The 24,843-nt window shown below is 52.1% G+C and carries 22 protein-coding genes and 3 pseudogenes; 11 read left to right on the top strand and 14 right to left on the bottom strand.

Annotation, left to right across the window (positions count from 1 at the left end):
• Positions 1 to 76 precede the first annotated feature (76 nt).
• From CPH65_RS00205 to choX, 3 genes are all read right to left on the bottom strand, one after another.
• Positions 77 to 1,174 carry an IS110 family transposase gene (locus CPH65_RS00205; RefSeq protein WP_244574392.1) on the bottom strand — a complete coding sequence of 366 codons (1,098 nt, stop codon included), beginning with the start codon at positions 1,172 to 1,174 and terminating at the stop codon, positions 77 to 79.
• Positions 1,175 to 1,361: 187 nt separating this feature from the next.
• The gene (locus tag CPH65_RS00200) at positions 1,362 to 2,264 is read right to left on the bottom strand and encodes an alpha/beta fold hydrolase (protein ID WP_096171595.1); all 903 of its coding nucleotides are present in this window, start codon (positions 2,262 to 2,264) and stop codon (positions 1,362 to 1,364) included.
• Positions 2,261 to 3,193, bottom strand: coding sequence for a choline ABC transporter substrate-binding protein (choX, locus tag CPH65_RS00195; RefSeq protein ID WP_096171594.1), 933 nt, complete (start codon positions 3,191 to 3,193; stop codon positions 2,261 to 2,263). The genes CPH65_RS00200 and choX overlap by 4 nt, the downstream gene beginning before the upstream one ends.
• A gap of 133 nt (positions 3,194 to 3,326) precedes the next feature.
• Between choX and betI the strand changes: the two genes are divergently transcribed.
• Positions 3,327 to 3,977 carry a transcriptional regulator BetI gene (gene betI, locus CPH65_RS00190; protein WP_096171593.1) on the top strand — a complete coding sequence of 217 codons (651 nt, stop codon included), beginning with the start codon at positions 3,327 to 3,329 and terminating at the stop codon, positions 3,975 to 3,977.
• On the opposite strand, the pseudogene CPH65_RS00185 reads toward betI, so the two are convergent.
• A pseudogene (locus CPH65_RS00185) lies at positions 3,974 to 4,456 on the bottom strand (IS630 family transposase); the annotation flags it as partial. The gene betI and the pseudogene CPH65_RS00185 sit on opposite strands and share 4 nt — an antisense overlap.
• Positions 4,457 to 4,551: 95 nt before the next feature.
• On the opposite strand from CPH65_RS00185, the gene CPH65_RS00180 reads away from it, so the two are divergent.
• Positions 4,552 to 5,618, top strand: a protein-coding gene (locus tag CPH65_RS00180; RefSeq protein ID WP_096171592.1) for an IS630 family transposase whose coding sequence is annotated in 2 segments (ribosomal slippage) — positions 4,552 to 5,056 and positions 5,056 to 5,618 — 1,068 coding nt in all. Because the reading frame shifts where the segments join, the coding sequence is not laid out codon by codon here.
• A gap of 111 nt (positions 5,619 to 5,729) precedes the next feature.
• On the opposite strand, the gene CPH65_RS00175 is transcribed toward CPH65_RS00180, so the two are convergent.
• From CPH65_RS00175 to CPH65_RS00165, 3 genes are all read right to left on the bottom strand, one after another.
• On the bottom strand, positions 5,730 to 6,089 hold the full coding sequence (locus tag CPH65_RS00175) for a transposase (RefSeq protein ID WP_096171591.1): 360 nt from the start codon (positions 6,087 to 6,089) through the stop codon (positions 5,730 to 5,732).
• 235 nt (positions 6,090 to 6,324) lie between these two features.
• On the bottom strand, positions 6,325 to 7,392 hold the full coding sequence (locus tag CPH65_RS00170; RefSeq protein WP_096171590.1) for a helix-turn-helix transcriptional regulator: 1,068 nt from the start codon (positions 7,390 to 7,392) through the stop codon (positions 6,325 to 6,327).
• Positions 7,393 to 7,567: 175 nt separating this feature from the next.
• On the bottom strand, positions 7,568 to 8,434 hold the full coding sequence (locus tag CPH65_RS00165; protein WP_096171589.1) for a bile acid:sodium symporter family protein: 867 nt from the start codon (positions 8,432 to 8,434) through the stop codon (positions 7,568 to 7,570).
• Between the two features lie 292 nt (positions 8,435 to 8,726).
• Here CPH65_RS00165 and CPH65_RS00160 point away from each other — a divergent pair, with 292 nt between their 5' ends.
• The 8 genes and pseudogenes from CPH65_RS00160 to istB (CPH65_RS00125) all read left to right on the top strand — a co-directional run bounded on the left by CPH65_RS00160 (position 8,727) and on the right by istB (CPH65_RS00125) (position 18,404).
• Entirely contained in the window at positions 8,727 to 10,034 is a 1,308-nt protein-coding gene (locus CPH65_RS00160; RefSeq protein ID WP_157747421.1) for an SH3 domain-containing protein, read from the top strand.
• 134 nt (positions 10,035 to 10,168) lie between these two features.
• Positions 10,169 to 13,222, top strand: a complete 3,054-nt coding sequence (locus CPH65_RS00155) for a peptidoglycan-binding protein (protein ID WP_157747420.1) — start codon at positions 10,169 to 10,171, stop codon at positions 13,220 to 13,222.
• A 107-nt stretch (positions 13,223 to 13,329) separates the two neighbouring features.
• Positions 13,330 to 13,665: a DUF1153 domain-containing protein gene (locus CPH65_RS00150; RefSeq protein ID WP_197703923.1), complete on the top strand. Its 336-nt coding sequence runs from the start codon at positions 13,330 to 13,332 to the stop codon at positions 13,663 to 13,665.
• Positions 13,665 to 13,826: a transposase gene (locus CPH65_RS24920; protein WP_371359366.1), complete on the top strand. Its 162-nt coding sequence runs from the start codon at positions 13,665 to 13,667 to the stop codon at positions 13,824 to 13,826. Before CPH65_RS00150 ends, CPH65_RS24920 begins: the two co-directional genes overlap by 1 nt.
• 228 nt (positions 13,827 to 14,054) lie before the next feature.
• Positions 14,055 to 14,402 (top strand): IS66 family insertion sequence element accessory protein TnpB, encoded by a 348-nt coding sequence (gene tnpB / locus CPH65_RS00140; RefSeq protein WP_096171586.1) that lies wholly within the window; start codon positions 14,055 to 14,057, stop codon positions 14,400 to 14,402.
• A 62-nt stretch (positions 14,403 to 14,464) separates the two neighbouring features.
• Positions 14,465 to 15,886, top strand: a pseudogene (locus CPH65_RS00135) (IS66 family transposase); the annotation flags it as partial.
• 152 nt (positions 15,887 to 16,038) lie between these two features.
• Complete coding sequence (gene istA / locus CPH65_RS00130) at positions 16,039 to 17,592, top strand: IS21 family transposase (protein WP_096171585.1); 1,554 nt, start codon at positions 16,039 to 16,041, stop codon at positions 17,590 to 17,592.
• A 29-nt stretch (positions 17,593 to 17,621) separates the two neighbouring features.
• Positions 17,622 to 18,404 carry an IS21-like element helper ATPase IstB gene (gene istB, locus CPH65_RS00125; RefSeq protein ID WP_096171584.1) on the top strand — a complete coding sequence of 261 codons (783 nt, stop codon included), beginning with the start codon at positions 17,622 to 17,624 and terminating at the stop codon, positions 18,402 to 18,404.
• Positions 18,405 to 18,417: 13 nt separating this feature from the next.
• Here istB (CPH65_RS00125) and CPH65_RS00120 read toward each other — a convergent pair whose 3' ends face one another.
• From CPH65_RS00120 to CPH65_RS24395, 6 genes and pseudogenes are all read right to left on the bottom strand, one after another.
• Complete coding sequence (locus tag CPH65_RS00120; RefSeq protein WP_157747419.1) at positions 18,418 to 19,059, bottom strand: IS30 family transposase; 642 nt, start codon at positions 19,057 to 19,059, stop codon at positions 18,418 to 18,420.
• Positions 18,974 to 19,582, bottom strand: coding sequence for a DUF1153 domain-containing protein (locus tag CPH65_RS24400; protein WP_244574494.1), 609 nt, complete (start codon positions 19,580 to 19,582; stop codon positions 18,974 to 18,976). Before CPH65_RS24400 ends, CPH65_RS00120 begins: the two co-directional genes overlap by 86 nt.
• 104 nt (positions 19,583 to 19,686) lie before the next feature.
• A complete protein-coding gene (locus CPH65_RS24915) occupies positions 19,687 to 20,004 on the bottom strand; it encodes a transposase (RefSeq protein ID WP_096171582.1) in 318 nt (105 codons plus the stop codon).
• 59 nt (positions 20,005 to 20,063) lie between these two features.
• Positions 20,064 to 20,822 carry an IS21-like element helper ATPase IstB gene (istB, locus tag CPH65_RS00105; protein WP_096171581.1) on the bottom strand — a complete coding sequence of 253 codons (759 nt, stop codon included), beginning with the start codon at positions 20,820 to 20,822 and terminating at the stop codon, positions 20,064 to 20,066.
• Between the two features lie 11 nt (positions 20,823 to 20,833).
• Positions 20,834 to 22,363: an IS21 family transposase gene (gene istA, locus CPH65_RS00100; protein ID WP_096171580.1), complete on the bottom strand. Its 1,530-nt coding sequence runs from the start codon at positions 22,361 to 22,363 to the stop codon at positions 20,834 to 20,836.
• Between the two features lie 123 nt (positions 22,364 to 22,486).
• A pseudogene (locus tag CPH65_RS24395) lies at positions 22,487 to 23,103 on the bottom strand (IS5 family transposase); the annotation flags it as partial.
• A gap of 237 nt (positions 23,104 to 23,340) precedes the next feature.
• On the opposite strand from CPH65_RS24395, the gene CPH65_RS24910 reads away from it, so the two are divergent.
• A complete protein-coding gene (locus CPH65_RS24910) occupies positions 23,341 to 23,517 on the top strand; it encodes an integrase core domain-containing protein (protein ID WP_371359474.1) in 177 nt (58 codons plus the stop codon).
• Between the two features lie 51 nt (positions 23,518 to 23,568).
• Here the strand turns inward: CPH65_RS24910 and CPH65_RS00085 are convergent, their stop codons facing one another.
• Entirely contained in the window at positions 23,569 to 24,759 is a 1,191-nt protein-coding gene (locus tag CPH65_RS00085) for a hybrid nucleoside-diphosphate sugar epimerase/sugar transferase (RefSeq protein WP_096171578.1), read from the bottom strand.
• Positions 24,760 to 24,843: the final 84 nt, after the last annotated feature.

Raw genomic sequence — 24,843 nt, 5'->3', positions numbered from 1 at the left:
ATCTCATTAGCGGAAAGGTCCATATTGACCGAAAGGGCCGTCAGATTCTGGGGGCGTATTTTTCTGTTCCATGCAGTCAGTCTATCGCGAACTCCTTTGAGGCCGAAAATGGTTTCAGATTCCAATCTCGACCGCATTTCTTGGGCGCATCAAACGCCGTTTTGTGTCTGAGGATACTCCAAGCCATCCGGGCCAGTTTGTTGGCCAAAGCTATCGCCAGCTTGTTCTGGTTCATGCGTTCTGATGCCCTTATCAGCCATTCACCAAAACTGAAGTCTGGCCATCGATTGGATCGCATCAGAATAACCCTCGCCGCTTGCACAAAGAGCATCCGCAAATATCGGCTGCCCCGTTTCGATATGCGTCCAAGTATTGTTCGGCCCCCTGTGCTGTGTTGACGGGGAACCAAACCGACCCAGGCGGCAAAATCGCGCGCTCGATCAAAGGCTTCTCCAGTTCCGACAGCAGCAACCATCGCAGTCGAGATTACCGGACCAATGCCGGGGATCGTCATCACGTTGATGCAGTTTTCTTCCCTTTGGCTGATCTCTTCTATCTCCTTGGAGACAGCCTCAATCCTGTCATCAAGCCAGAGCCAGTCTCCATAGAGGCCAAACAGGATACTGCGCATTCGGGGCGATATCTCATCTTTGCGCTGTTCGAGAATGGTTTCGAAGGAATTTTTCAAAGCCCGCAGCCCCTTGCGAACCGTAATGCCCTGTTCAATCAAAAATGCACGGATCTGGTTTATCGTTGCTGTGCGACGGGACACCAAGCGGGACCTGACGCGATGAAGAGCTTGCAGGTCGAGCTGGTCCTGGCTTTTCTCTGGCACTGTCGGCAAGTTCGGCCGCAAGGCTGCCTCCGCAATGGCCTCAGCATCATTGTAGTCATTCTTCTGGCCCTTGATGAAGGGCTTCACATAAATGGCAGGGATGATCCGAGGTTTGAACCCGAGTTTGCGCAAGCATCGACTGACAAAGTGGGCGCTCAGGCATGCTTCCATACCGACAACGCATCTCGGAAAATTTTCGAAGGTCTGCAGCAGGGCAAGTCGTTTGATTTTCTTGCGCAGAACAAGTTGGCCATCGTAATCAAAGCCAACCAGATGGAACGTGTCTTTGCCGATATCGATGCCAATCGACATCAATGCATCAATTGCTTTCTTCGTCATGCCACTTCTCCTAATCTGCAGTTGAAACAGTCAAACTATAACCTGCTGAGTTGGGGGAAGCAGCCGGTACATCCCATTGGGATGGTTCGGTTGACAATCGCCGGTTTTCTTGAACTTTTGAAGCTGTGGAGGCGCTGCAGTCGGCGTTTCAGGACTTGGTTCTCTTCATCTTCTTGCCGTCGACAGTTTAACTGAAAACTGCCGAATTCGGCCGATCTTTCACGTCTAGCCAGCTTACAATTTGCTCTGAAATCTTGTCATCAATCCAGTGCCCCACGTCCGAATAGGTGTAGCAACGGGCCTTTGACATATCGGCCGCGATCCGTTGAGCGGATTCTGCCTTGATACAAGGATCACTGTTACCATGCAGAAAGAGAGCCGGAACAGTGAGTCCTGCCAAGCTATCCGCCCAGGCTGGCGTCGCCGTCAGTGCCAGAGCCTGCCGGAGATAGCCACCTTCATCGCGGGCGCGCTCGATCAGAGCGCGGGACAGCCGAACATTTTGTTCGCCATCAAAGGGCAAGGTGCCACGGGAGAAATAGGCATTGCACGATTGGATCGTTGTCATTGCGTCTGCTTGCGTGGGAAGGGGCAAGAAAAAGGCTTCCATCTGACGCAACGCGTCAGGTTCGGCGGATAGCAGGCTTTCCCCGCCCGTGCTGCAAATTGACACAATAGACGTCACCCGCCCCTGCGCCCTTATTGCTACAAGCTGTGCGATCATGCCCCCCATGGAAAATCCGATGCACCCATGCGGCTTCAGGCCCAGATGGTCGGCCAACGCGATGACGTCATCCGCCATATCACTCAGGCCATAAGGGGCGAGTTCGGCCGGGCTACCCGCCCAGGAAAAGCCGGAGGGGACATTTGAGAACGGTCCGCCACATCGGCTTGATAACCCGCAATCCCGATTGTCCATGCGAATGACCCGATAATCTTGCGAAAGCGCATCGACAAGGTCTTCTGGCCATTCGATCAATTGCATACCAAGACCGGGAATGAGGAACAGCGCGGGTGCATCCGGAGGCCCGTCTTGCCTGTAGCAAATCCGGATATCACCCAACTCGGCATAGAGGTCTTGACGCGTCATTGCTTCGGATCAAGTCCGAGATCTGCTTTTATAACGGGTAAAGCCGGATCACCATCCGTCGTAGAAATGCCTTGCAACCAGTTCTCCAGCATTTCGGGATGGTTGGTAATGACTTTGCGTGCGGCATCCATGGTGTTCATTTTGTCATCCAGAATATAGCCCATGCCTTCGCTTTCCATGTCTACATTGAATGTGAGCTGGTCAAGCAGTTTGCCAATTTCGGGACATTCTTTCTGATACCCTTGGCGCACCTGTGTGTGCACGGTCGCCCCACCGAAGTCCGGCCCGTAGTAGTCGTCGCCCCCTTCAAGATATTTCAGATCGAATGCCGTGTTCATGGGATGCGGAGCCCAACCGAGGAAAACGATCCACTTTTTGCGCTTTACCTCACGCGAAACCTGCGAAAGCATGCCCTGTTCCGAGCTTTCGACGACCTTCCAGTCTCCCAATCCGAATTCGTTTTTGGCAACAATATCAAGCATGATGCTGTTCGAGCCCGGTTCGATACCATACACTTTCTTGCTGAATTCATCCGCATGGCCTACTAGGTCTTTGAAGGAGTGAACCCCTGCGTCATATACATACGATGGAACGGCCCACGTGAATTTGGCCCCTTCAAGGTTCGTATGGATCGTTTCGATTTCCCCGCCATCACGATAGGCATCGAAATAGGTTTCCATCGCCGGATCCCAATATCCCATAAAGACATCCAGATCCTTGCGCTTCATTGATTCATAAATCACGGGAATGCCGAGGATCTTGCTCTCTGTCTGATGCCCCATTCCTTCGATCAGAACCTGCGTGATCGCGGATGTAAGCGCCAGATCTGTCCAGCCAGGCTCGGCAAGGCGCACAAGATTGCAATCGGCATGGGCGGGAGCTGCTAACGTAAGCAACAGGGCGGCTGTCGTGGAGCGAAGTGATTTCATGTTTTTATGATCCTCTTGGGTTATAAATAAACCATTTGGTCAATCTATGGCAGAAGATCTATTAAATTGACCGCCGAGTCAACCTATTCTAGAAGAACGCACGAACCGGAGCGGATCTGGCTGGAGGGCAGTAATGGGTCGCAGGAATATTTCTCATATAAGACGGGCAGAATATGCCGCAGCTGCTTATCGTACCTTGATGAAGCTTGGACTGCAGGGAACTTCGCTTGCGCGCGTTGCTGAAGAGGCCGGGGCTTCCAAAGCAAATGTTCTGCACTACTTCCAAAGCAAGGAAGCGTTGCTCGCGGCTGCGCTGCGCCATGCCAATTCGGTCTTGCTGAAGGAAGCGGTATCGCTTTTGAAAGAGGCGCAAACCCCTTGGGAACGCATTTATGCTGTTCTTGAAACGAACCTTTCTCCCACGTCTTTTCGTTCTGACGTCGCCCACGCATGGATTTCTCTTTGCGCCGGCGTGCCCCATATTACGACCTATCAACGCATTCAGACGTTGATATACGCCAGAATGCGCTCGAACCTAATCGGCCCGTTGCGTAGCCTGTTGTCAGAGCAGGACGCGATCTTGATGGCGGATCTGTTGACGACAGCCATCGACGGGATATGGCTTCGGTGCGGGCTGAGCCTCGACGGATTAAGCCAGGAAGCAGCGCGCGCTCAACTCGATGCGGTACTGGATGCACGCCTGCCAGACAGTGAGGATCGTTGCCGAGCGCGCAGCCGCATGGCAGACGTATCGCGCATCGTAGCTAAAGCATATCGCAATTAATTAACCTCATACCCGGCAGCTTTGAAGTAGTTCAGACACTCCTTGGCAGAATAGAGGTCACAAATGTCACCGATCGCGTCTGAGATTGTATCGAAGCTTCTGGCTGCTCGCTTGCGCAGCAGTGTCTTGAGTTTGGAATATGCCATTTCGATGGGATTGAGGTCCGGTGAATATGGCGGAAGAAACAGCAGCCATGCTCCCTTTGATTTGACGAGCTTGTGAGCTTTCTCACTTTTGTGGAAGGCGACATTATCGAGGATGACGATGTCGCCAGCAGACAGGGTCGGCAGTAGTTGAGTTTCAATCCAAGTTTCAAAGATACGTCGGTTCATCGGAGCATTGACGATCCAGGGCGCAACCATCCCACGGGATCTCAAACCAGCGATGAAGGTCTGGGATTTCCAATGACCAAAAGAAGCGTGGGTGCGATAGCGCTGTCCTTTTGGTGACCATCCAGACCGTTTGGTCAGCTTCGTGTTGGTTGATGTCTCATACCAAGGGCGTGAAGTTCTGACTCTTTAGGGATTCCATTTTTAGCACTGGCGTGATTCAACATGGCAAAGGAGATTTTGCCATGTCTGCCGCTTTGATTCTTAGCGATGCTTTTGACGCCGATAGTTTGCGCCGTCTTGCCAAAGGATGCCGCAATGCCAAACAGAGCCGCCGCCTACTGGCCATTGCGGCTGTCTATGACGGCATGAACCGTGCTGATGCCGCCAAAGTCGGCGGTATGGACCGCCAGACTTTGCGAGATTGGGTTCTTCGCTTCAATGAGCAAGGCACCGATGGTCTTGTCGACATCAAAGCAACCGGCGCTCCCATGCGCTTGAGCCCAGAACAGCTCGAAGAGTTTGTTGCTATCGTTGAAACCGGTCCTGATCCTGAGAAGGACGGCGTCTCTGTCTGGCGTAGCCAGGATCTGGTGCGTGTGATCCAAGAGCGGTTTGGGGTCTCCTACAAGGAACGTGGAGTACGGGATCTTTTGCGCCGCATGGGGTATGTGCGCATATCTGGTCGACCTCAACATCCAGAACAAAAGCCTGAAGTCATTGATGCTTTCAAAAAAACTTCTCCGCAACGTTGGCAGCGCATGTAGGCCATTTGCCAAAGAACAAGCCCATCGAGATTTGGTGGCAAGATGAGGCTAGGCTTGGTCAGAAGAATGGACTGGCCCGACTATGGGCAAAAAAGGGAACCAGACCACGTCTGCCAGCCGATCAGCGATATAAAAATGCCTATCTGTTCGGTGCAATATGTCCAGCGCGTGGCGTTGGCGCGGGATTGATGATGCCTTTTGCAAATACACAGGCCATGCAAATGCACCTCGAAGAAGTCTCAAGGACAGTGGCGCGCGGCGCTCATGCCGTGGTGCTGATGGATCGTGCCGGATGGCATACGACAAGCAGACTCAACGTGCCCAAGAATATCACCATCCTCCTGTTGCCTTCCAAATCACCGGAACTGAACCCAGTTGAGAATATTTGGCAGTATCTGCGCGGTACCTTCCTGTCCAATCGGGTCTTCGAAGACTATGCCGCCATTCTTGATGCTGGTTGCCAAGCATGGAAGAGCCTCTCCGCCAACCCAACCATCATCCATTCAATAGGTATGAGAAAATGGGCTCAAGAAGGTCAGAATTAAATGCCGTTGGTATCATCGATAAAGATCAATCGGGACAATGCTTTGTTGAAGAAAGGCCGGCGCTGATTGATCCATACATACCGATCATGAGCAATCGCGGCCCGTAGCTGTTCAGTGGCTACCAGACTTTTTTTTATGGCTCAGGCCGAGCCTGTGAAGCACGCGCCCAACGCTAGAGCGATGCACATGGACCCCGCGTTCAGCCAATTCCAGACAAAGCTCATCAAGCGTCAGATCGCCATTCTCAGACATGCGCCTTGTGATCCATTCATGATGCACACCCAACTTGCCTTTGTCTGGTCGGCCTTGCTTGCGAGGCTGCACAGAACCCGTCTCTTTCTTGAGAAGCATCAGGTTATTGACAAACCGTGGTGACACGCGGAAATGGCTGGCGGCCGCCCGATGCGAATGACCGGCATCAACAAATGAAGCAACACGTTCGCGCAATGCAATAGGAAGTGATTTGCCCATGATGATCCCCTTTTCTCAAAGGGAATCACAATTGGCAAAAAATGGGAATCCTGAATCTCATTAACTGCGACACGCTTTAGCATGGGCAACAAGCACCCCTGATCCTCCATGATCGGTCTGTATTGACCCACCGGGAATCTGATAGTGTGGCTAACATGGTTCGAAATCCGGATCCTACAGATCTGGGTGCAAAGTTTGGATCAGCAGCCTTTTTTTGCGGAAGCGGCCTCACGCTTCAGATACCACTATAAAAAGCCACCAGCTCAACCTGACTGCTCACATCGGTTTTATTGTAGATCACTTTAAGGCGCTGACGAATGGAGGCTGGCTTCAGGTTCATGAGATCAGCAATGATGGCGGTGGTTTTTCCGACAGCCAGTAGCTCGAGCGTGATAATTTCCGCCTCTGTCAGATCAAATTCGTTCTTCAGACGGCTGCGCTTAAGCGCACTTGTATCACCCAATTCCGTTCGAATTGCACAAGTCTTAAATTTCATGAAAAAGTGGCGCAAGCTGGGTGGAATTTGGATTACGAAAACGTTGATATTCTTGCCACTTTGCGTGAATTGATAAGATTTGCTTAGTGACATGTCGGGACTTGAAAGCAGAACGTCTTTTAGTTCTTCTTGGATCGTCCTATTGACTTCATAAGGCAATAGTTTTTTTAGACAATCTCTTGTTTGGATGTCACCATTCACGTCTATGGAAAAGCTTTGCTCGCCATCAGCATCAAACACGAAGATTTCTGTTTCTGACCCATTCAAGAATTGAAAGAAATCATAAATTTTCTGGTGGGCGATTTCTGATGCGGATTTCGTTGCCTGTTCAAACAATGTCTGAATAGCTCTGACCAGAGTAAAATCATCTTCACCAAGGGGAGGGTGATCATTGGCAAAATGAACCGTCAGGGGCCAGTAGCCTTCGGGCGTCAGCAAACGGATCATGCATACATTCCCAAAATTCCATGGATGCAGAAAATCACGATAGATCGGCATGTCCTTACGGGCGGCTCGATCGGGAAACACTTCGTCGTCCGTACAATAGCCTCTTTCAAACATGATCTTCAAAACAGGCTCACGGGCATCACCATGTATCCATTTTTTTTCAAGATACACAGTCATCGCTTCCTTGATGCGCTTGGTGCCGGCTGTCCAAAGACCGCGAAAGTTTGGGTTGGATGCGGGCAGCAGCGTTCCAGTCGCACCAAAGAGAAAATTGATTTCCTCGCAGACATTATCCCATATTCGCGCATCAGATGCGGCGTCTTCCAGCAGCTTTTTAAGGCGATCGAGATCATGCGTCATCTAGTTTTCCAATTGTTCCGCCAGCCAAGCATAGGAAAAAATACAAATCTCAATAAAGCAAAACAAGAAAAGAGATCCTTTCCGCAGTAGCCGAAGCCCATTATTGTTTACCTTCATCCGAAAAACACTTGAACTTTCGGGGATACCTATTGGTCGCGCGACAAGGTGTTCAGGTTCATATTTGTTTTATGGAACGAAACCACAAAAGTACCGGGCAGATAGCGAAGTAAACCAACACGCCATAAATGGCACTCGCCAGCGCATAATCATTGAATCCGGTTGTGTTGTGGGTCAGCAATGTTGCCACCGTAATTCCAAGTGCGCCATTTTGAACGCCGGTCTCGATCGAGATGGTTTTGGCATGTTGCCTGTCACAGCCCAGTGCGAGCGGGACGAGAAAGCTGAGGGCGGTCAACAAGAAAAACAGGGCGGTCAGCGACCCTCCCAGAAGCTGCAGATTCTCAACAAATGATGTCCAGTTCCCGACGACAGCCCCGATGATTATTATAAGGAGCAATAGGATAGACACCTTTGTAAGAATGACCCCAGCCCTGTCTGCAAATGTTGTTGCGACATGGCGGAGGTAAATACCAATTAAAATCGGCAGGACTGACAGGAGAAACGCCCTTAAAGCAATGCCTCTGAGATCGTGGAAAACAGCCGTATTTTCCATAAAATAATATTCAGACCACTTTAATACGACAGGCACTGTAATGACGCTCAACAAGCTGCTCACAGATGTGAGAGAGATAGACAGTGCGACATTTCCTCTGGCGAATTTGGTAAAAAGATTGCTGGTGTTGCCTCCGGGACAGGCCGCGAGGAGCATGACGCCAACCGCGATTTTTCCTGTTATTCCAAAGGCTGTAACAACGGCAAAGGAAATGACCGGGATCATTACCATCTGACAGGCGAGCCCAACAAAGAATGATTTGGGCCATTTGACTATTCTGGTGAAATCTTTGGTCGATAAACCGAGGCCCAGGGAAAGCATTATTATTCCGACCGCAATTGGTAGAAATACCCGAATGACTAAATCCATGTCTTCTCTTTGCTTTCCAACTCATTGAGCTACTGAAATTTTTTATATCGTCAACATGAATCAAAAACGGTGCGATCATACGCACACTGCCATATGGCGCTTGTTGCTCTTCGGTTCCTTCACTCTCGTATCTTCAAACAATTTGGCGAGGCCGCGTGAACCACAACAGGCTTCACGCACGGTAGCGACGATCTGACTTCGGCATCGATATCATCAGGGCGGAAAACGCTGCCCTTCACCCCATCAAGCTTCGTCAGAACGATCAAAAGAAAGAACACGTTTTAAGGGTGATGTGTCCGTCTTTAGTGTCATTGTTGTAAGCAGACTACCATATGGCACTTGGAGTTACAAAAACGCCCTACTAGTAAGTTTTGATTATAGGATTTTGCACTGGGTGTGTCTGATTTCTATTTTGGAGAGAAGACGTCTAATGATCAAGCTTCCCAAATATCTAACTCTTATTGCTTTGCTTACAGCAGGTGCAGGCACAATGTCTGCTGTTGTAGCGCTAGCGCCTGCTCAAGCACAGGTCGTTGAATTCAAACAAGTTATAGGCATCGGCCAGAATGACAGCCTCAATATGCGCACAGGTCCAGGCAATGGTTTTGCCGATATTGGAGATGTGCGCAATGGGGCCATCGTTAAAGTGTGGGGCTATGACAGCACAGGCCGCTGGGCCAAGCTGCGCCGAACTGGGCGTGACGTCTGGGTTTCTGCCAAATATCTTGCTGATGTCAAAGCCAACCCTGATGTCAGCACAAAGCCAAACGCCAATAGGCTTGGCGCCCATTTGGTCACCGGCATACCGGCCAACGATCCCGATGGCGGCTTGAATTTGCGCTTCAAACCAAATCGCCATGGACGCGTTAAAGCGACACTTCCCCTTAGCACGCCTGTTGACGTCATGCGGCTCAGTGCTGATGGAAAATGGTCTTTCATCCGTGGTCCCTTCGGCAAAGGTTGGGTACGGAATAGCCATTTGGTCAAGGCTTTGCCGCGAAACAACCCTTCACCTGAGCCAGCCCCTTCTGAATTGAGCCAAGATCCAAAAGGCAACTCTCTGCCTGGTGTCTTCACTGTGACCGGTGTTGCTCAGGGGGATCGATTGTGGGTTCGCAACAAACCAAATGCCACCTCTGCTCCCGTCTCCAATCTTGCGCCCGGTGGTCCTGTCTTGGTTCTGGCATGGCTCAACAACGGCTGGGCCAAGGTCTCCATCGGCCAAAATATTGGCTATGTGAATGGTGCTTTCCTCCAATATGGCGGCGGACAAAAGATGCAAAACGGCTTCCCCCTTGGGCTCACATGCGCAGGGACGGAGCCATTCTGGACGCTCGATCTAAATGGCGATCAAACCGTTTCTTTTCGGCCAGCAGATCTGCCCAATCCGCGAGTGATTGGGTTGCAAATGACGGCTCCTGCGAACAGTCCGGATGGCTATCCTTTTGGTTTCCGCGCGGGCCGTCTTTCTGGCCGCCTTGATCAAGCAGCATGCTCCGATGGCATGTCAGATATCGAATATGGCTGGAGCCTGACATTGATACGAAATACCCCCAAGGGCCCCACCACAACGGCCTATGGCTGCTGCCGATTGCGCTAGAACTTTCTGTTTTGCTCAGACTGACCATTCTTGTCTGAAAATCGGCTGTGCCAGTCATGCAATACATCGCCTTCCAATTTAACCGGGCTTGCAAATTCCACTTCTCAGGCAATTTGCAATGACCAATTCATAATATGAGCCTTATCATGCGAATATTACTCCTCATACTCCTCATGCTTCTGCCGTCGCAGATTGCATGGGCGCAAACCCCATCTTCCGGCACTTTTGACGCATCTCTCATTACTCTGGCCAAAAGCTGCACGCCGCCAGTGGATGGCCAATATCAAGGTGCCTCCGGCAAACTCTGGAATTGCCAAATTGTGGTTGACGTCACTGCCGCCACGTCGTCTAGCACTGGCAGCCCGAACTTCAACGGCTATTTGACTATAAACGACGTTGTAACGCCGATGGCAGGCACCGGTTCACAGATCGTTTCCATGACGTCTCAATCCGGTAACTTCAATTGTTCCAGCGGTCAGGCCTGCATTATTGTTGGCCAGCTTTTCGCTACCAGTGGCATCGAAACAATTGATGTGCAGGTGTTCCTGTCGGAAAATGGCCAGAACGAAACATTCGGCGCGACCAATTGTTCGTCCGGAACCTATTTTGCCGGTTTGGGTCAACTCACAGCCATATCCGGCTCATGTGTCTCCACCAGTTGGACAGGCAGCTCTGATGGTGTTGACCCAATTTCGGGTAACGATAGTATCGAAACTCCATCCTCAGGTTTCACATCAAACCCTGATATCAACAACAGCACGACAGAGCCGCACGCTGACAATTTGGGCCTTGCGACAGCGATTGACGCCACAAACGATCAAACTGGACCCAACACAGGCGACAACACCAATGATGGCGGCACCGGCACCGAGACAAGCCTCGACACCGCCAAAAGCTGCGATCCGATCGTCAGCTTGGGCAACGGCAGTTATTCTCTGACCTGCCAGCTTACTGTGACGGGTAGCAATTTGCCTGCAGGCGAGACCATCGTATTGGCAGATCTTTTTGCCGGCCAAACTGGCAACTCAATGGGTTTATTGCCTTTCCTTACCAATTTCAGCTCCAATGAGCCTTGGTCTTGCGGAGCGCTCAATACGAATATTCAAGGCTGCACGCTTGATCCTGCGGATTTGGCCGCGGCGGGTGGCACATCAACCTTATCCACCACAACAGTGTTCCAAAACCCAGACAAGCAGGCACAGGCATTTAACTGCCTGCAGATTGATACAAAGAAAGGCTTTCCTGCTCCGGGTGGCAAAAGCGCCCGTCAACCTTTGCCAAGTGGCATCAAGGGCTTTTCAAAGGGTCAGAACAAATCAGCGCATTCACAGTTTGGCGATGTGTGTGTCGTCGTTGATATTCCAAAACCCGGCGACAAACCAACGGTGACCGGCAAGGTACAGAAACGCTGTCAGCAGATGCCGCGAATTGGATCCACCATCAATCTGATTTGTGAGATTAATGTTTCTCTGTCGGGGCCAGTTTCCGGCACCGTTACCGTGTCGGATCTATTCACTCAGCTTTCAGGCTCCCCTGTGTCCTATGTTGCGCAAGTTGGCAGCAACGAACCAGCATGGACCTGCAACAGCCCAGCGTTTTCCGCACAAAATCCGATGGCATGCTCCATTTCTGGAGCCGATTTGGCAAGCCTTGGCAATTCATCGGGCGTTTGGGCGCTCTTTTCGATCCCTGCGCGTGACTATAAAGAAGCAACATTCAAGAACTGTGGCACCATCTCCATGGGCGACACACAACTTGCCGATCCCGATTGCATTCCTCTTGGAAATGGCAATGGAGATACAGGTGACAATGACAACAACAATGATGGCGGGCTGGTTTCTCAAAATCCCGGCAGCGCCGCCAACCCAAACCCGTCAGTGATGGCCGACGATGGCACACCTTTGTGGCCGGATGTCGTCGACGGTCTGGTGGTAGGGTCGCCGGTACCCGATTTTCCAAGGCCAACAACGGCCAATCTGCAAGTCAGCAAAAAGAGTCTTGGGGCCTGCAGCATCAACCGGAGTGCACAAACCTACGAGTGCCGGTTCCAACTGACGGTCAAGAATATCGGCTCAGGACCTTATAACGGTCCAGTATCCTTGCTCGATCAATTTGGGCAGCCACACCCAACGGGTTTTAGTTTGGCCACAACCAACGGCTGGTCATGTTCCAGCAACAACAATGCCATCGCCAGCTGTCTCAACCCAAGCCTCAATCTGACGCCAGGTCAGGTCAGCCAGTTTGTGATGGTCGTGACTGTGCCGGGGGTTCGCAAAGGCGGCATATCCAACAACTGCGCCAAGCTTGCAGTGCCCCCATCAAAAACCCAGCGCATTGCCATGATCCAACAGATCATGAACGATCGCGGGCTCAATGCTGGCGTGGTTGATGGCAAGGACGGCCCGAATACTCGTCGTGCGCTCTCTCAGTTGAAGGCTGAGTTGGGCCTACCTGATACGCAGTCCATTGATGAGGGTCTGTTTCGTGCTCTCGGCTTGGGCGGGGAGTCCAAACAGGCATGCGTTAAATTCAAACTGCCGCCAATGCCTCGGCCAATTCCAAACTGCGACCGCACAACGGCCGTCCAGAAGGGGGATGCCTGTTTTTGTCGCTACAGCAACATGACACAGATCAGCCCGTCGAAATGCAAGTGCAGATTCGGCCTCGAACTGGTGAAGGGAAAAGGTTGCTTCAAACCGCACATCACACCGAAACCAGTGCCGAACGTACCAAGATGCAACCCACGCACCACGCGCGCTCGTGGCGACAGATGCGGTTGCCTCTACAAAGGCATGGTTCAGGTCAGCCCCACAAACTGTGTTTGTAAAAGAGGTACCAAGCTGGTTCGTGGCAAAGGCTGCGTGAGACCCGTCATCAAGCCAAGACCTCTGCCTGACGGACCCAAGTGCGACCCACGCACGACCCGCGCGCGCGGAAACAGGTGTGTTTGCATTATCAAGGGAGCTGTCAAAGTCTCAGCGACGAAATGTGGCTGTCGTTCAAATGCACAGATGATTGGTGGCCGCTGCGTTCCATACCGTACCCGTCCAACCCCGGACCAACCAAAACCGGGAAAACCAAGACCCGGGACGCCAAGACCGGGGAAAGCGTCTCCAAGCATATCCCTAGAAATGGCTCCATCGATCAAATTTGAGCCGGGCAAAGCAATTCTCCAGTTCAAGAACTGATCAAAAAATGGGAGGGCTAGTCTTTAGCCCTCCCTTACCCTGACAATTGGCGAATTTTTGTATTGATCCATTGAAATTCTGCTCATGCTATAGGTAAGGAAAAAGCGATGAGTACGACCATGGACGATAAGATCAAATGCTGGACAGCGAAGCGGAAATCGGCATTGGTTATTGAGATCATTCAGGGCAAGACGACGGTATCAGAAGCAAGCCGCTCTTATGATCTGTCGCCCTCCGAGATTGAGGGATGGGTTGAAGATGCCAAGCGAGGGTTGGAGAATAGCCTGCGTGCCAATCCCCTCGACATTCACGCCCAATATGAGAAGCGATTGAAGGATCTTCAGGAAGCCTATGGCGTAAGCGCCCGCTTGGCACCGCCTTTTGTGGTTGAGAGATCTGGCTTAAGACACGTGTATAACGACGTCGTTAATGACGTGTCTTAATGAGGATTGTGATGCGCGGAGAGATATTGGGCCCAGAACGCCGGCGACGTTGGAGCCTTGATGAGAAGCTTTCGATTGTTGGATCGATCGGTATTGATGGAGCGACGGTTACGCAGGTTGCCCAACGGCATGATATTAGCCGACAGCAGCTCTACATCTGAAGGCGCGATTTAAAGCGGAAGGGTTTGCTTAGAGAGGCTGATCCTGCCCGGTTCATTCAAATTGAGCTTTCGGCCATTGCAAAAGAAGCATCGGCATCGCTCGATGACATTGGGGGGGGGGAGCTCTTCTCAAGTTGAATTGAATTTGCGCCACGATCGCCGCCTCCGCTTTGACTGTGGCCTGGATGGATCCGTACTCACCGGTCGCATTCGGGCAGTGGAGGCAGCATGATTGGCCCAGGCACTGGCGTTCGTGTTTATCTTGCTGGCGGCGTGACTGATATGAGGAAGGGCATTGGGGGCCTTACGGTTTTGGCGCAGAATGTTTTGCGACAAAACCCGACAAGTGGAGCTGTGTTTGCCTTCCGAGGTCGGCGTGGAGATCGGTTAAAGCTTTTTTACTGGGATGGGCAAGGTTTTTGCCTTTATTACAAAGTGCTCGAGGGAGGACGCTTTCCGTGGCCATCGGCTAGCGATGGTGTTGCCAGACTGACATCAGCACAGCTTGCTATGTTATGGGAAAGGATTGATTGGCGGCGTCCCAGTTGGGGGTCTCCACCGGCCCGTATTGGGTGAATTCCCTATTATGAACCAATTGTTTTTATTGCTCTTTTGGCACATTCGCGCTATCAGGATGCATGTCAAACATCCCTAAAAATTTGCCCAATGACCCAGCCATTTTGAAGGCGATGATTACCGCTTTGCAGGCTGAAAACGAGCAGATGTCTGCGACATTGCGGGTTCATGATCAAATGATCCAGGGATCGCGCCTTCGTATTGCGAAACTGCAGAAGCAGGCTTTTGGCAAGTCATCGGAAAAGATCGAGCGGGAAATCGAGCAACTGGAATTGGCGCTGGAAGATCTATTGGTTGCGGTAGCCGAGAACAATGCCACGCCAGTCATTGAGGATGATGAGACTGCGTGCAATCCTGATCCTTCTCCTGCTGATGAGCCAAAGAAGCCCCGTCGTAGCCCTCGCGTCTCAGACAAGGCACCTCGTGAGCGCCGAGAGCTTGATCCAGGAAATTGCTGCCCTGACTGTGGTGGGGATCTGCGGACCGTCGGTGAGGATGACAGCGAAATGCTTGATATGATCTTCGCTCAGTTGAAAGTCATAGAGATTGCCCGTCTCAAGAAATCCTGCCGTTGCTGTGAAAAGATGGTTCAGGTACCTGCAACAAGCCGCCCAATTCCGGGCAGCATGGCCAGTGCAGGCCTGTTGGCCTATGTCCTTGTCTCCAAATTCGACGACCATATTCCGTTGTATCGCCAGAATGAGATCTTTGCCCGGATGGGTGCCGATATTCCCGATAGCACGTTGGTCGATTGGTGCGGTCGCGCCATGCGGACGCTCCAGCCATTGATCGAGCGAATTGAGGCTTCGATTATGGAAAGTGATCTTCTTTATGCCGATGATAAGCCAATCCGAGTTCTGGATCGTTGCTTACGCAAAAGAGGTTTGGGGAAAGGCGTGAAGAAGGGTAGAATATGGACCTATGTCAGGGACCAGCGGCCTTGGGCCGGAACAGCTCCTCCTGGGGCGGTCTATTACTTTGCTCCCAACTGGAAAGCTGAACATGTTCATCATCACCTCCGGCATGCCAGTGGCATCCTTCAGGCTGATGGCTACAAGGGCTATTCAAAGCTCTATGAGCCTGGATCGGATGGAAATGCGCGCTTCAAGGAAGCCGCGCATTTGCGCAGAGGTTTCCATGATTTTTGGACCTCAACCAAGTCCGAGATTGCCCATGAGGCTCTGAAGCAGATTGGGGCAATCTATGACATAGAGCGGGATATATCGGGGCAATGTGCCGATATGCGTCTGGCCGCGCGGCGAAAGCTAAGCAAGCCCAAGCTCGAGGCATTCTTCCAATGGTCCGACCAGCAACTCACCCGCATATCGGGCAAGAGTGATCTGGCAAAGGCTTTCCGCTATTGCTTGAGTAGGAAGGAGGCTTTCCGTCTATTCCTTGATGATGGCCGTGTTGCCATAGACAACAACGTAGCCGAGCGCGCGCTGCGCCCAATTGGAATCGGAAGAAAGAATTGGCTATTTGCCTGCGGGTTTCAGTAATTCCCGGACAGTCGTTTCATTAAATACCGGACAGCGATTTCACAAAAACCCGGACAGTTTTCAAGGCATAATTTTGGTTGATCCTTACCTGCCTAATTGGGGCACTCTTTTGGTCGAAGAACAGATCAGGAGGGAGCATGCCCCGACGCAAGCAAGTGAGGCGCACGACTGTGCAAGATATACGAGAGATATTACGGCTGACGCATGATCCGGGGCTTTCTACACGAGAGGTCTCTGCGCGAATGAAGCTGAGCAAGACAACCGTTGCCACCTACCTTCACCGAGCCCGTGACGCTGGCTTGAACAGCTGGCCAATACCAGCCGATCGCGATGATGACGAGCAATTGCGGGCAGCCCTGTTTCAGAATGTAGGTCGACCACCGCGTGACGATGCAGAACCTGATTGGCGCCATATTGCGACGGAATTGAAGCGCAAGGGTGTGACCCTGACCTTGCTCTGGGAGGAATATAGGGCGGTCCATCCCGAAGGTTACGGCTATACTTGGTTCTGCACTCGTTTCAGGGAATTCGAGTGCCGGGCCAATCCCCGTTTTCGCAACCGGCATGAAGCGGGTGCGGCCATTCAGACCGATTATGCCGGCCACACTATTCCGGTTTTTGATCCTGCGACCGGAGAGGCATATCAGGCCCAGATTTTCGTCGCAGTCCTCGGAGCCTCGAACTACACATTTGCCTGGGCCTCTCGAAGCCAGAAGCTGCCGGACTGGATTGATGCGCAAGTTCGGTCACTGAAGTTTTTCGGCGGCGTTACCAAGGCCATCATTTGCGACAATCTCAAGGCCGCCGTGGCCACACCATTGTGGTTCGAGCCATCGCTAACTGCCACCTTTGAAGCCATGGCAACCCATTACGACACGACCATTTTGCCGACACGACCACGTAAGCCGCGCGACAAGGCAAAGGTGGAAGGAGCGGTTCTGATTGTCGAACGTTGGATCCTGGCCCGGCTGCGCAATCAGCAATTCTTCTCGATTGAAGCGTTGAACAATACCATCGCGGAATTGCTGGTGGTGCTCAACAACAAGCAAATGCGGCGGATCGGAAGATCCCGCAAGGAACTGTTTGAAGAGATTGAACGGCCTGCCCTGCGTCTGTTGCCCGACACTCCATTTGAATATGCCGAATGGAAACGGGCCAAGGTGCATCTCGACTATCATGTCGAGATTTTACGAGGTTTCTATTCCGTCCCTCACAAGCTAATCGGACGGCAGGTTGATGTCCGGCTAACCCATCGTGTTGTCGAGATATTTTGCAATCATGAGCGGGTTGCAGTTCATCAGCGCAGGCGGGATCGGGGTGGCCATTCCACGATTACACAGCATATGCCCAAGGCCCACCAGCGTCACGCAGGCATGACGCCTCAAACCCTCGTCGCTCAGGCTGCCCGCATTGGATATCACACCGCCCTGTTGGTGGAACGCCTGATGCGAGATCGGCCACACCCCGAGCAGGGTTTCCGCTCGGCACTGGGGGGGGTGAGCCTACAACGCCGGTTCGGAACAGACAGACTGGAAGCAGCCTGTCAAAGGGCTCTGACATGCGAGACGGTCAGATACAAATCCGTTCAATCCATCCTGGTATCCGGTCTCGACAAGGCACCCGCGCACCAGGAACCCGCCCCTCCAGCACCGAGCCACGACAATATCCGAGGCGCAACCTACTACCAGTAATCAACAAACATCAAAACAGGAGAGAAAGAATGCTGACACACCCGACATTGAACCAAATGGCCGCACTCGGCATGACCGGAATGGCACAAGCTTGGAAGAGCCTGAATGAACAAGATCCTGGGCAATCCCTAGATCGGAATGAATGGCTTGGCCTTATGCTCGACCAGGAAGTAGCATCCCGAGCCGACAAGCGTTTTGCCAACAGGCTGCGCAATGCAAAAATGCGCTTTCCTGATGCATGCATCGAAGACATCAGCTTCGCTGCCAATCGTGGCCTTGATCAGAGCAAAATCCTTTCTCTCGCTCAAGGAGACTGGATTAAGGCTCATGAACAAATCATTCTCACAGGGCAAACCGGAACCGGCAAAACATGGCTCGCCTGCGCCTTCGGACGCCAATCCGCCAGGCTCGACTATTCCGTCTTTTATGTCAGAATGCCCCGCCTGTTTGAGGACATGGCCATGGCCCGTCTCGATGGGCGCTTTCCAAGGCTGGTCGACAAACTTGCTCGCGTCCAGTTGCTCATCCTGGATGACTGGAGAACCCATTCGCTCACAGACCAGCAGCGCCTCGATCTGCTCGAGCTCTTCGAGGAAAGATACCAACGCAAATCAACCATCATCACGGCTCAACTTCCCGTTTCGGCATGGCACGAGATGATCGGCGAGCCGACAATTGCCGATGCCATCCTTGATCAAATTATTCACAATGCGCACCGAATAGAGCTCAAAGGGGACAGTATGAGGCGATCAGAAGAAAATCAGAACTTGACCCAACAAACAGAACAGGAAACCATCAATCCACAAACCTGAACCAGGTAAAGGATCAGCCATTACTCAGCTGTTCGCGAATTACTGAAATCGCTGTCCGGGTTTTCGGGGGAAGGTTTTCCAACTGATCGATGATGGAGTTGGCGGTTGTTTCAGCGTCCCTGCGCGGTAATTTCTGCATCAGCCAAACCCTTGTGCGTCGTTCCTGAAGCGTCAAAAGTATGTCGTTTTGCTTTCGGAAGAGCATACAATCTCCATCCCAATGCTCTATCTCTGAACGAAGATGGGCCTTCGCCGGCCGTAGCCAAATCAGCAGTTTATCGCTGTTCTTAGCCTGTTCTCGTCTCTTCTTTGCCCGATAGCCTCGCTTGGCTTTCTTCTGCGTCAAATATCGATGCCAACCCAACCTGCGACCCGCAGCACTATAGATGAACCGATAGATGGACTCTGCGCTGATCCTATGGTCTGATTGGGTCAGCTGCAGTCGACCGGATATCTGTTCTGGGGTCCATCCCATACCAAGTTGGGCTTTGACCAGATCCTTCAGTTGGCTGCTGCGCTCAAGGCTGGAGCCGCGAAGCTTCCGAGCCCAGGCAATACGATTTGCCGTATCAGGCAGGTATCCGCTGGCGCTCCTGTTCCGTTGTAATTCTCGGCTGATCGTCGAGCAAGATCGCTTCAATTGCTTGGCGATCATACCAAAGCCTTGGGCGGAAGACTGCAAATCTCGCAGCGTTCCCGCAAATCAAGGTGTCTATATCTCGTTCCCATACCACCTGCCATAATAGCAGGTGTTGCACTTCGGATGTGAATCTAACGGGTTCCTTCTCGATCATGGCTTTGATCGGCTCAGCAAACCGGGGATCGACTTTGGGGGCCGATTTGGTTGGCCGGTAATAAACGGTCCTGCGAGGAACGCCAAACCATGCGCAGAGCTTGGCAATCGGTGCACGCAATTCAAGCATGGCCTCGCCATAGGCTTCCTGAAGATCCTTCAATTGCTTCTCATATTGGGCGTGAATGTCGAGCGGATTGGCTCGAAGAGAGTTCTCCATGCCTCGTTTGGCATCCTCAACCCATCCTTCAATCTCAGAGGGGGAGAGATCATAAGAACGGCTCGCCTCAGAAACAGATGTTTTGCCCTGAATGATCTCGATCACAAGCGCTGATTTGCGCTTCGCTGTCCAACGTTTGACCTTGCCGTCCATCGTAATACTCATCGCTATTTTCCTTACTTATAGCATGGGCAGATTTTCAATGGCTCAATACACTTCTCTGCTGGCATCTCTCACGAACAGGCAAGGCAACGACGGCTACAGCAGCCCTAGGTTCTGTTGACAAACTTTTTGATCCAAAGCCTTGCTGATACGATGTGAATGAAGTCCAGATAGCTATTTGCCGTTTTGTCATATCGTATTGCCAGTCGTCTGGCATTCTTGAGTTTGTTGAAGCATCTCTCGATCTGGTTGCGTAATGCATAGACGAAAGGGTCGAGAAAGGGCTGTTTCTTGCGATTTGATCTTCCAGGAATAATGGCAATCCCTCCCTTGCCCTCAACATCCTCTCTGATTGCATTCGCGTCATAGCCCCTGTCTGCGCATTCCGGAGCATTCGGCCGGCCATTCCGATAACATCCGGCCACCTAATCCGGAGTATCCGGCCACCTTTGGCGTGCCGTCTTGAGGCCTGAAGATTTAGGTATCAGCTTTTGTTGTTTTCGTCACCCGTTTTGACATGGGTTTTTCGGAAGGACTGGCCTTCGAGTTCGAGGCGATATGCGTTGTGCACGAGCCGATCGAGGATAGCGTCGGCGAAGGTAGGTTCGCCGATAACCTCGTGCCAGGTTTTCAGCGGCAATTGGCTGGTGATCAGGATTGACCCTGCACCATATCGTTCTTCGACGATTTCCATGAGGTCCCGTCTCTGGTTTGCATTCAGACGGTCGGGTCCCCAGTCATCGAGGATCAGGAGTTGGGTTTTGGTAAGGCTTCGAAAGAGGCGCGGGAAGCGCCCGTCTGCATGGGCCATCTCCAATTCGCTAAACAGACGCGGCACACGTTTGTAAAGCACGGTGACACCACTTCGACAAGCGGCCTGGGCGAGCGCACAGGCTAACCAGGTTTTACCGACGCCACATGAGCCGGTGATCATCAAGTTCCGTTTGTCCCGTATCCATTTACCTGTCAGCAGTTGCTGGAACAGCGCCTTGTCCAGCCCACGTCTGGTTTTGTAGTCGACATCTTCTGGGGCGGCTCCGACATGGCGCAGACGTGCGGTTCGCATTCGGCTCTCGAACCGCTTGGTCTCGCGGCTGGCAGCTTCTCTGTCGATGAGTAGCCCCAGCCATTCGGCGTGGGTCAGATCAGCCGTTCCGTCTTGGCTGGCCAGCTCGGTGAAGGCCTCTGCCATGCCGTCGAGCTTGAGGCTATTGAGCTGCTCCAGGGTTGGATGTGTCAGCATATCCTGTCCTTTCAATGGAAGTAATCTGCACCACGGATATTGGGGTGGGTGATCGCGGGGCCGTCCGTGGGCGTTTCTCGGCGTTGTCGATCCAGACCATTCTTGAGAATGGAATGCAGGGATTGGTAGGTGTAGCTGTTGATCTCGAGCGCGCGTTCACAGGCAGCATCGAGGCGAGCATTGCCAAAAGATCGGGCAAGCTTGAGCACGCCCATGCAACTGCGATAGGCTTGTTCTGGGTGTTTGCGTCGGCGCATGACGACCTCAACATAGGTATCGACATTGGGGCCGATGCGGACGGCTTGCCTTCGGATGCTTTCCGGCGTCCAGTCGGCACGATGGCGATGATTGGACGGCATATGTTCTTTCTGGGTGGAATGTTGGCGGTTACCAGAGATGCGGACGTGAGACGCAACCCTCTGACCTTTATGGAAGACTTCGATGGTCCGCGCGGCGACCCGCACCCATAGCCTTTGTTTGATCAGCTGGTAGGGTACCGAGTAATAGTGCCGGTCCACATCGATGTGATAGTCAATCCCAGCACGACACTGCTTCCATTCGGCATAGACGTATGGCTCCCGGGGCACTGGCTTCATGGCTGGTTTGTCCAGGCTCTCAAACAAGGCCCGGCGGCTGGTACCCAGATGCCGGGTGACCTTGGCATTGAGCTGATCTTGTAGAGGGCGAATTGCTGCGTTCAGCTCGTCCAGGCCAAAGAAGGTCTGGTTGCGAAGTCGAGCCAATACCCAGCGCTCGGCCAATTGAACCGCCGTCTCGACCTTGGCTTTGTCCTTGGGTTTATGCGGACGAGCGGGCACAACGGCGGTATCGTAATGTGCAGCCATATCCCCATAGGTGCGGTTGATCGCCGGGTCATGGAAACAGGCCTTGATTACCGCTGACTTCAGATTATCTGAGACAATCATCGCAGGCACACCGCCGAAGAAATCGAAGGCCCGCACATGGCTCGATATCCAATCCGGCAGGCTCTGGGTCCAACTGGCCTCCACATAGGTGTAGTTCGACGCCCCAAGCGTGGCCACAAAGATCTGAGCTGTGCGCACTTCACCGGTCTGAGGACAGATCACATCCACGGTCTGGCCCGCATAATCGACAAACAACCGTTCACCAGCGGGGTGACGCTGGCGCATTACCGGCGAAAGCTTGCCTTCCCACGCTGAATAGCGGGCACAATATTGGCTGTAACCATAGCCGTCAGGATGAACCTCGCGATATTCCTGCCACAACAGAGCCAGCGTCACACCTTTGCGGCGCAGCTCGGCATGCATATGAGCCCAGTCTGGCTGCGGTACCGCGCGAGAGGACGCCCCAGGTTGGGATGGGTAAAGAAGAAGTTCCAGATCACTGTCAGACAAATCAACCGGCAGAGGCCATGCCAAACCAGCCAAATCCGCGCGACGGAAATAGTCCGATATCGTTGCTCGTCCTATCGAAAGGCTTTGCGCCACTCGGCGTCCTGACAAGCCTTCTGCCCGAAGCCGAAGGGCTTCCCGGATCTTGCGCATTGGTAATCTCTTCATGGGGCTTTCTCACGTTCCAAAAGAACACAAGATAGCCGGTGAGTGATTACCTCAAAACGGTCGACAAATCCCCTTCACAAGGGGGGGTCGAATGCTCCGGAATCAATGGCCGGATCAAATCGGAATGGGTGGCCGGATGCTGTCGGAATCAGTGGCCGGATAAGACCGGAATGCGCACCTGTCTGCAATGAAGACCTTTGGATCTGGCAAATCCTCATCTTGCAGCAGGTCATAACCGGTATCGTCGGAGCACTGCCCCGGTGATATCTCGGCCTTGATGGGAAAGCCATGCGCATTCGTGATCAGATGAATTTTCGTCGTGAAGCCACCTTTTGAACGGCCAAAACCTTCTTTTGGAGTCCCCGTTTTGCGCCCGCTGCCCCCTCTCTCGGGACATTGCTAACGCAATGCCCTGCCGGGCAGTGGATGATGGGCGCGGATGACGGTGCTGTCGATCATTTGAACCTGATTTGGTGCGGCGCCACTCTCGTTCAGCGCCTCAAGAACCATTTCCCAGAGACCCGCCAAAGTCCAGCGTCGGAATTGGCGATAGACCGACGACCATTTACCGAACTCTTCAGGCAAGTCACGCCACTGTGCTCCAGTACGAGCAATCCAGAAGACCCCGTCAAGAACCAAGCGATGATCTCCCGCCGGGCGACCGCACGACCACGGATCGAGTGCATGAAAGGTTCGAAAAATGCCCATTCCGCATCGCTCATAGTCAATCGCGCCAACATAGCCTCCTTGAAAGCTATCTTGAATCATATCTCAGCTGATTTGGGAATCCAGTTTGTTAACAGATCCTAGAGCATGCTCTGATCAGTCGATTTGGAACACTTGGTCGTGTCGATCGGGAATTCCTTCTCCGCTCGGACAATGGTTTGGTTTTTACCAGTCGGCACTTCACCGCAATCGTCAAAAGCTACGGGCTCAAACAGGAGTTTATCACGCCTCATTGCCCGCAGCAGAATGGAATGGTGGAGCGTGCGATCCGAACGATGAAGGAGCAGTGCATTCACAGACACCGCTTCGAAACCATCCAGCACGCCAATCGCGTTATCGCCGACTGGATCTTTTTTTACAACAACCAACGGCCACATCAGGCGCTCGCGATGCGAACTCCGGCTGAGGCTTTCAAATTAGCAGCATAATCTGTGCAGATTCCGGTGGGTCAATACATCGCGGTGCAATTTACCCAGCCTTTATCCAAATGCAGTTTTAAGCACGATCTTGAGGTCCAATATCAATGATCGCCGATTGATATACTCATTGTCTATCGCAGCCAAACGCTCTGGATCGCTCATATCGACTTTGTTTACCTGCGCATAACCAGTGAGGCCAGGCAGGACATTGAGCACACCAAGTTTTTTGCGACATAGCAATAGCTTATCTTGTGTTGGTAAACACGGGCGAGGGCCTACAAGCGACATATCTCTACGCAAGATATTCCATATTTGAGGTAACTCATCAATTTTTGTTTTTCTTAAAAACTGTCCAATTTTGGTCACAGTAAGCGGTGGTAGCTCATGGGTGGGCACATCTTGGGTTCCAACCCGCATAGACCTAAATTTGTAGCACATGAAGAGTTTTCCATCTTTTCCAACCCTTTTTTGTGAAAAAATAGCGGGGCCTGGACTGTCCAATTTGACCAATAGAAAAAAGATGGGAAACAACCAACCAAAGCACAGCACCGCAAACACAAACGTGTAATCGCACAACAAACGGACCAACGAGTAAAAACGGTTTCCTTTTTGGCGGTTGGTTAGAAGGATTGGCCCCTCATTCACTGGGAGAGCTCCTGCGAGTGCGTGTTCAATGGTTTGTAGAACATCGTCAAGCGAAGCAACTGGTCTTATTGCAGAAACTATCTGAAACGCATGCTCCGAAACAACAGTAGGAAATCTATTCAACAGCGATAGTTTCCCGCGATATGGTAACGTCTGGATAAAAGCAGGGCGCAGTATCGTTAGTTGCCAATTAGGCACGCTTTGCGCAATACTTTGTATGAGGCATTCTGCTTGCCACTTCGTTTTTGCATAGAAAGATCTGCCATTTTCTTCGGCCAGAATCGATGAAACATAAATATGTCGGCTCACATTGGCTTGAAGAAGGATGTCACAAAAATCACGCAACAGTTCGACGTTTGTTTCTTGGTACTCCAGCAGAGATCCGCCAACGTCGCTATTGCGCGTTGCCATATGAATACATGCTTCATACCCACACAGCAGCTCCGGAGATGCATCAGCATAACTGTAGCTAAGTTGATCAGGAAACAGGGCCCGTAGCCTTGCATCATCACGCCCAACCAGCAACAATTGATGTCCAATCCTTGCTAGAAAATGAACCAGCCGGGTTCCGAGAAATCCGGACGCACCCGTAATAACGATTTTCATTGTAACTTCTCACGGTATTTGATGCCTTACACACCGTAAATGGGTGTTCCTTGGCTTGTTTTCTGTATAGAGGACTATCTCATT

The sequence above is a fragment of the Cohaesibacter sp. ES.047 genome (genome assembly GCF_900215505.1).
Classification (GTDB): Bacteria; Pseudomonadota; Alphaproteobacteria; order Rhizobiales; family Cohaesibacteraceae; genus Cohaesibacter.
The sequence above is the reverse complement of the archived record's forward strand: the minus strand, read 5'-3'. Positions and strand labels throughout refer to the sequence as shown.

What these genes read in the sequence shown, in the direction of transcription:
- CPH65_RS00205 (WP_244574392.1), bottom strand. Translation starts at nt 1,174, where the DNA reads ATGACGAAGAAAGCAATTGATGCATTGATGTCGATTGGCATCGATATC.
- CPH65_RS00200 (WP_096171595.1), bottom strand. Translation starts at nt 2,264, where the DNA reads ATGACGCGTCAAGACCTCTATGCCGAGTTGGGTGATATCCGGATTTGC.
- choX (WP_096171594.1), bottom strand. Translation starts at nt 3,193, where the DNA reads ATGAAATCACTTCGCTCCACGACAGCCGCCCTGTTGCTTACGTTAGCA.
- betI (WP_096171593.1), top strand. Translation starts at nt 3,327, where the DNA reads ATGGGTCGCAGGAATATTTCTCATATAAGACGGGCAGAATATGCCGCA.
- CPH65_RS00175 (WP_096171591.1), bottom strand. Translation starts at nt 6,089, where the DNA reads ATGGGCAAATCACTTCCTATTGCATTGCGCGAACGTGTTGCTTCATTT.
- CPH65_RS00170 (WP_096171590.1), bottom strand. Translation starts at nt 7,392, where the DNA reads ATGACGCATGATCTCGATCGCCTTAAAAAGCTGCTGGAAGACGCCGCA.
- CPH65_RS00165 (WP_096171589.1), bottom strand. Translation starts at nt 8,434, where the DNA reads ATGGATTTAGTCATTCGGGTATTTCTACCAATTGCGGTCGGAATAATA.
- CPH65_RS00155 (WP_157747420.1), top strand. Translation starts at nt 10,169, where the DNA reads ATGAGCCTTATCATGCGAATATTACTCCTCATACTCCTCATGCTTCTG.
- CPH65_RS00150 (WP_197703923.1), top strand. Translation starts at nt 13,330, where the DNA reads ATGAGTACGACCATGGACGATAAGATCAAATGCTGGACAGCGAAGCGG.
- CPH65_RS24920 (WP_371359366.1), top strand. Translation starts at nt 13,665, where the DNA reads ATGAGGATTGTGATGCGCGGAGAGATATTGGGCCCAGAACGCCGGCGA.
- tnpB (WP_096171586.1), top strand. Translation starts at nt 14,055, where the DNA reads ATGATTGGCCCAGGCACTGGCGTTCGTGTTTATCTTGCTGGCGGCGTG.
- istA (WP_096171585.1), top strand. Translation starts at nt 16,039, where the DNA reads ATGCCCCGACGCAAGCAAGTGAGGCGCACGACTGTGCAAGATATACGA.
- istB (WP_096171584.1), top strand. Translation starts at nt 17,622, where the DNA reads ATGCTGACACACCCGACATTGAACCAAATGGCCGCACTCGGCATGACC.
- CPH65_RS00120 (WP_157747419.1), bottom strand. Translation starts at nt 19,059, where the DNA reads ATGATCGCCAAGCAATTGAAGCGATCTTGCTCGACGATCAGCCGAGAA.
- CPH65_RS24400 (WP_244574494.1), bottom strand. Translation starts at nt 19,582, where the DNA reads ATGAGTATTACGATGGACGGCAAGGTCAAACGTTGGACAGCGAAGCGC.
- istB (WP_096171581.1), bottom strand. Translation starts at nt 20,822, where the DNA reads ATGCTGACACATCCAACCCTGGAGCAGCTCAATAGCCTCAAGCTCGAC.
- istA (WP_096171580.1), bottom strand. Translation starts at nt 22,363, where the DNA reads ATGAAGAGATTACCAATGCGCAAGATCCGGGAAGCCCTTCGGCTTCGG.
- CPH65_RS24910 (WP_371359474.1), top strand. Translation starts at nt 23,341, where the DNA reads ATGGTGGAGCGTGCGATCCGAACGATGAAGGAGCAGTGCATTCACAGA.
- CPH65_RS00085 (WP_096171578.1), bottom strand. Translation starts at nt 24,759, where the DNA reads ATGAAAATCGTTATTACGGGTGCGTCCGGATTTCTCGGAACCCGGCTG.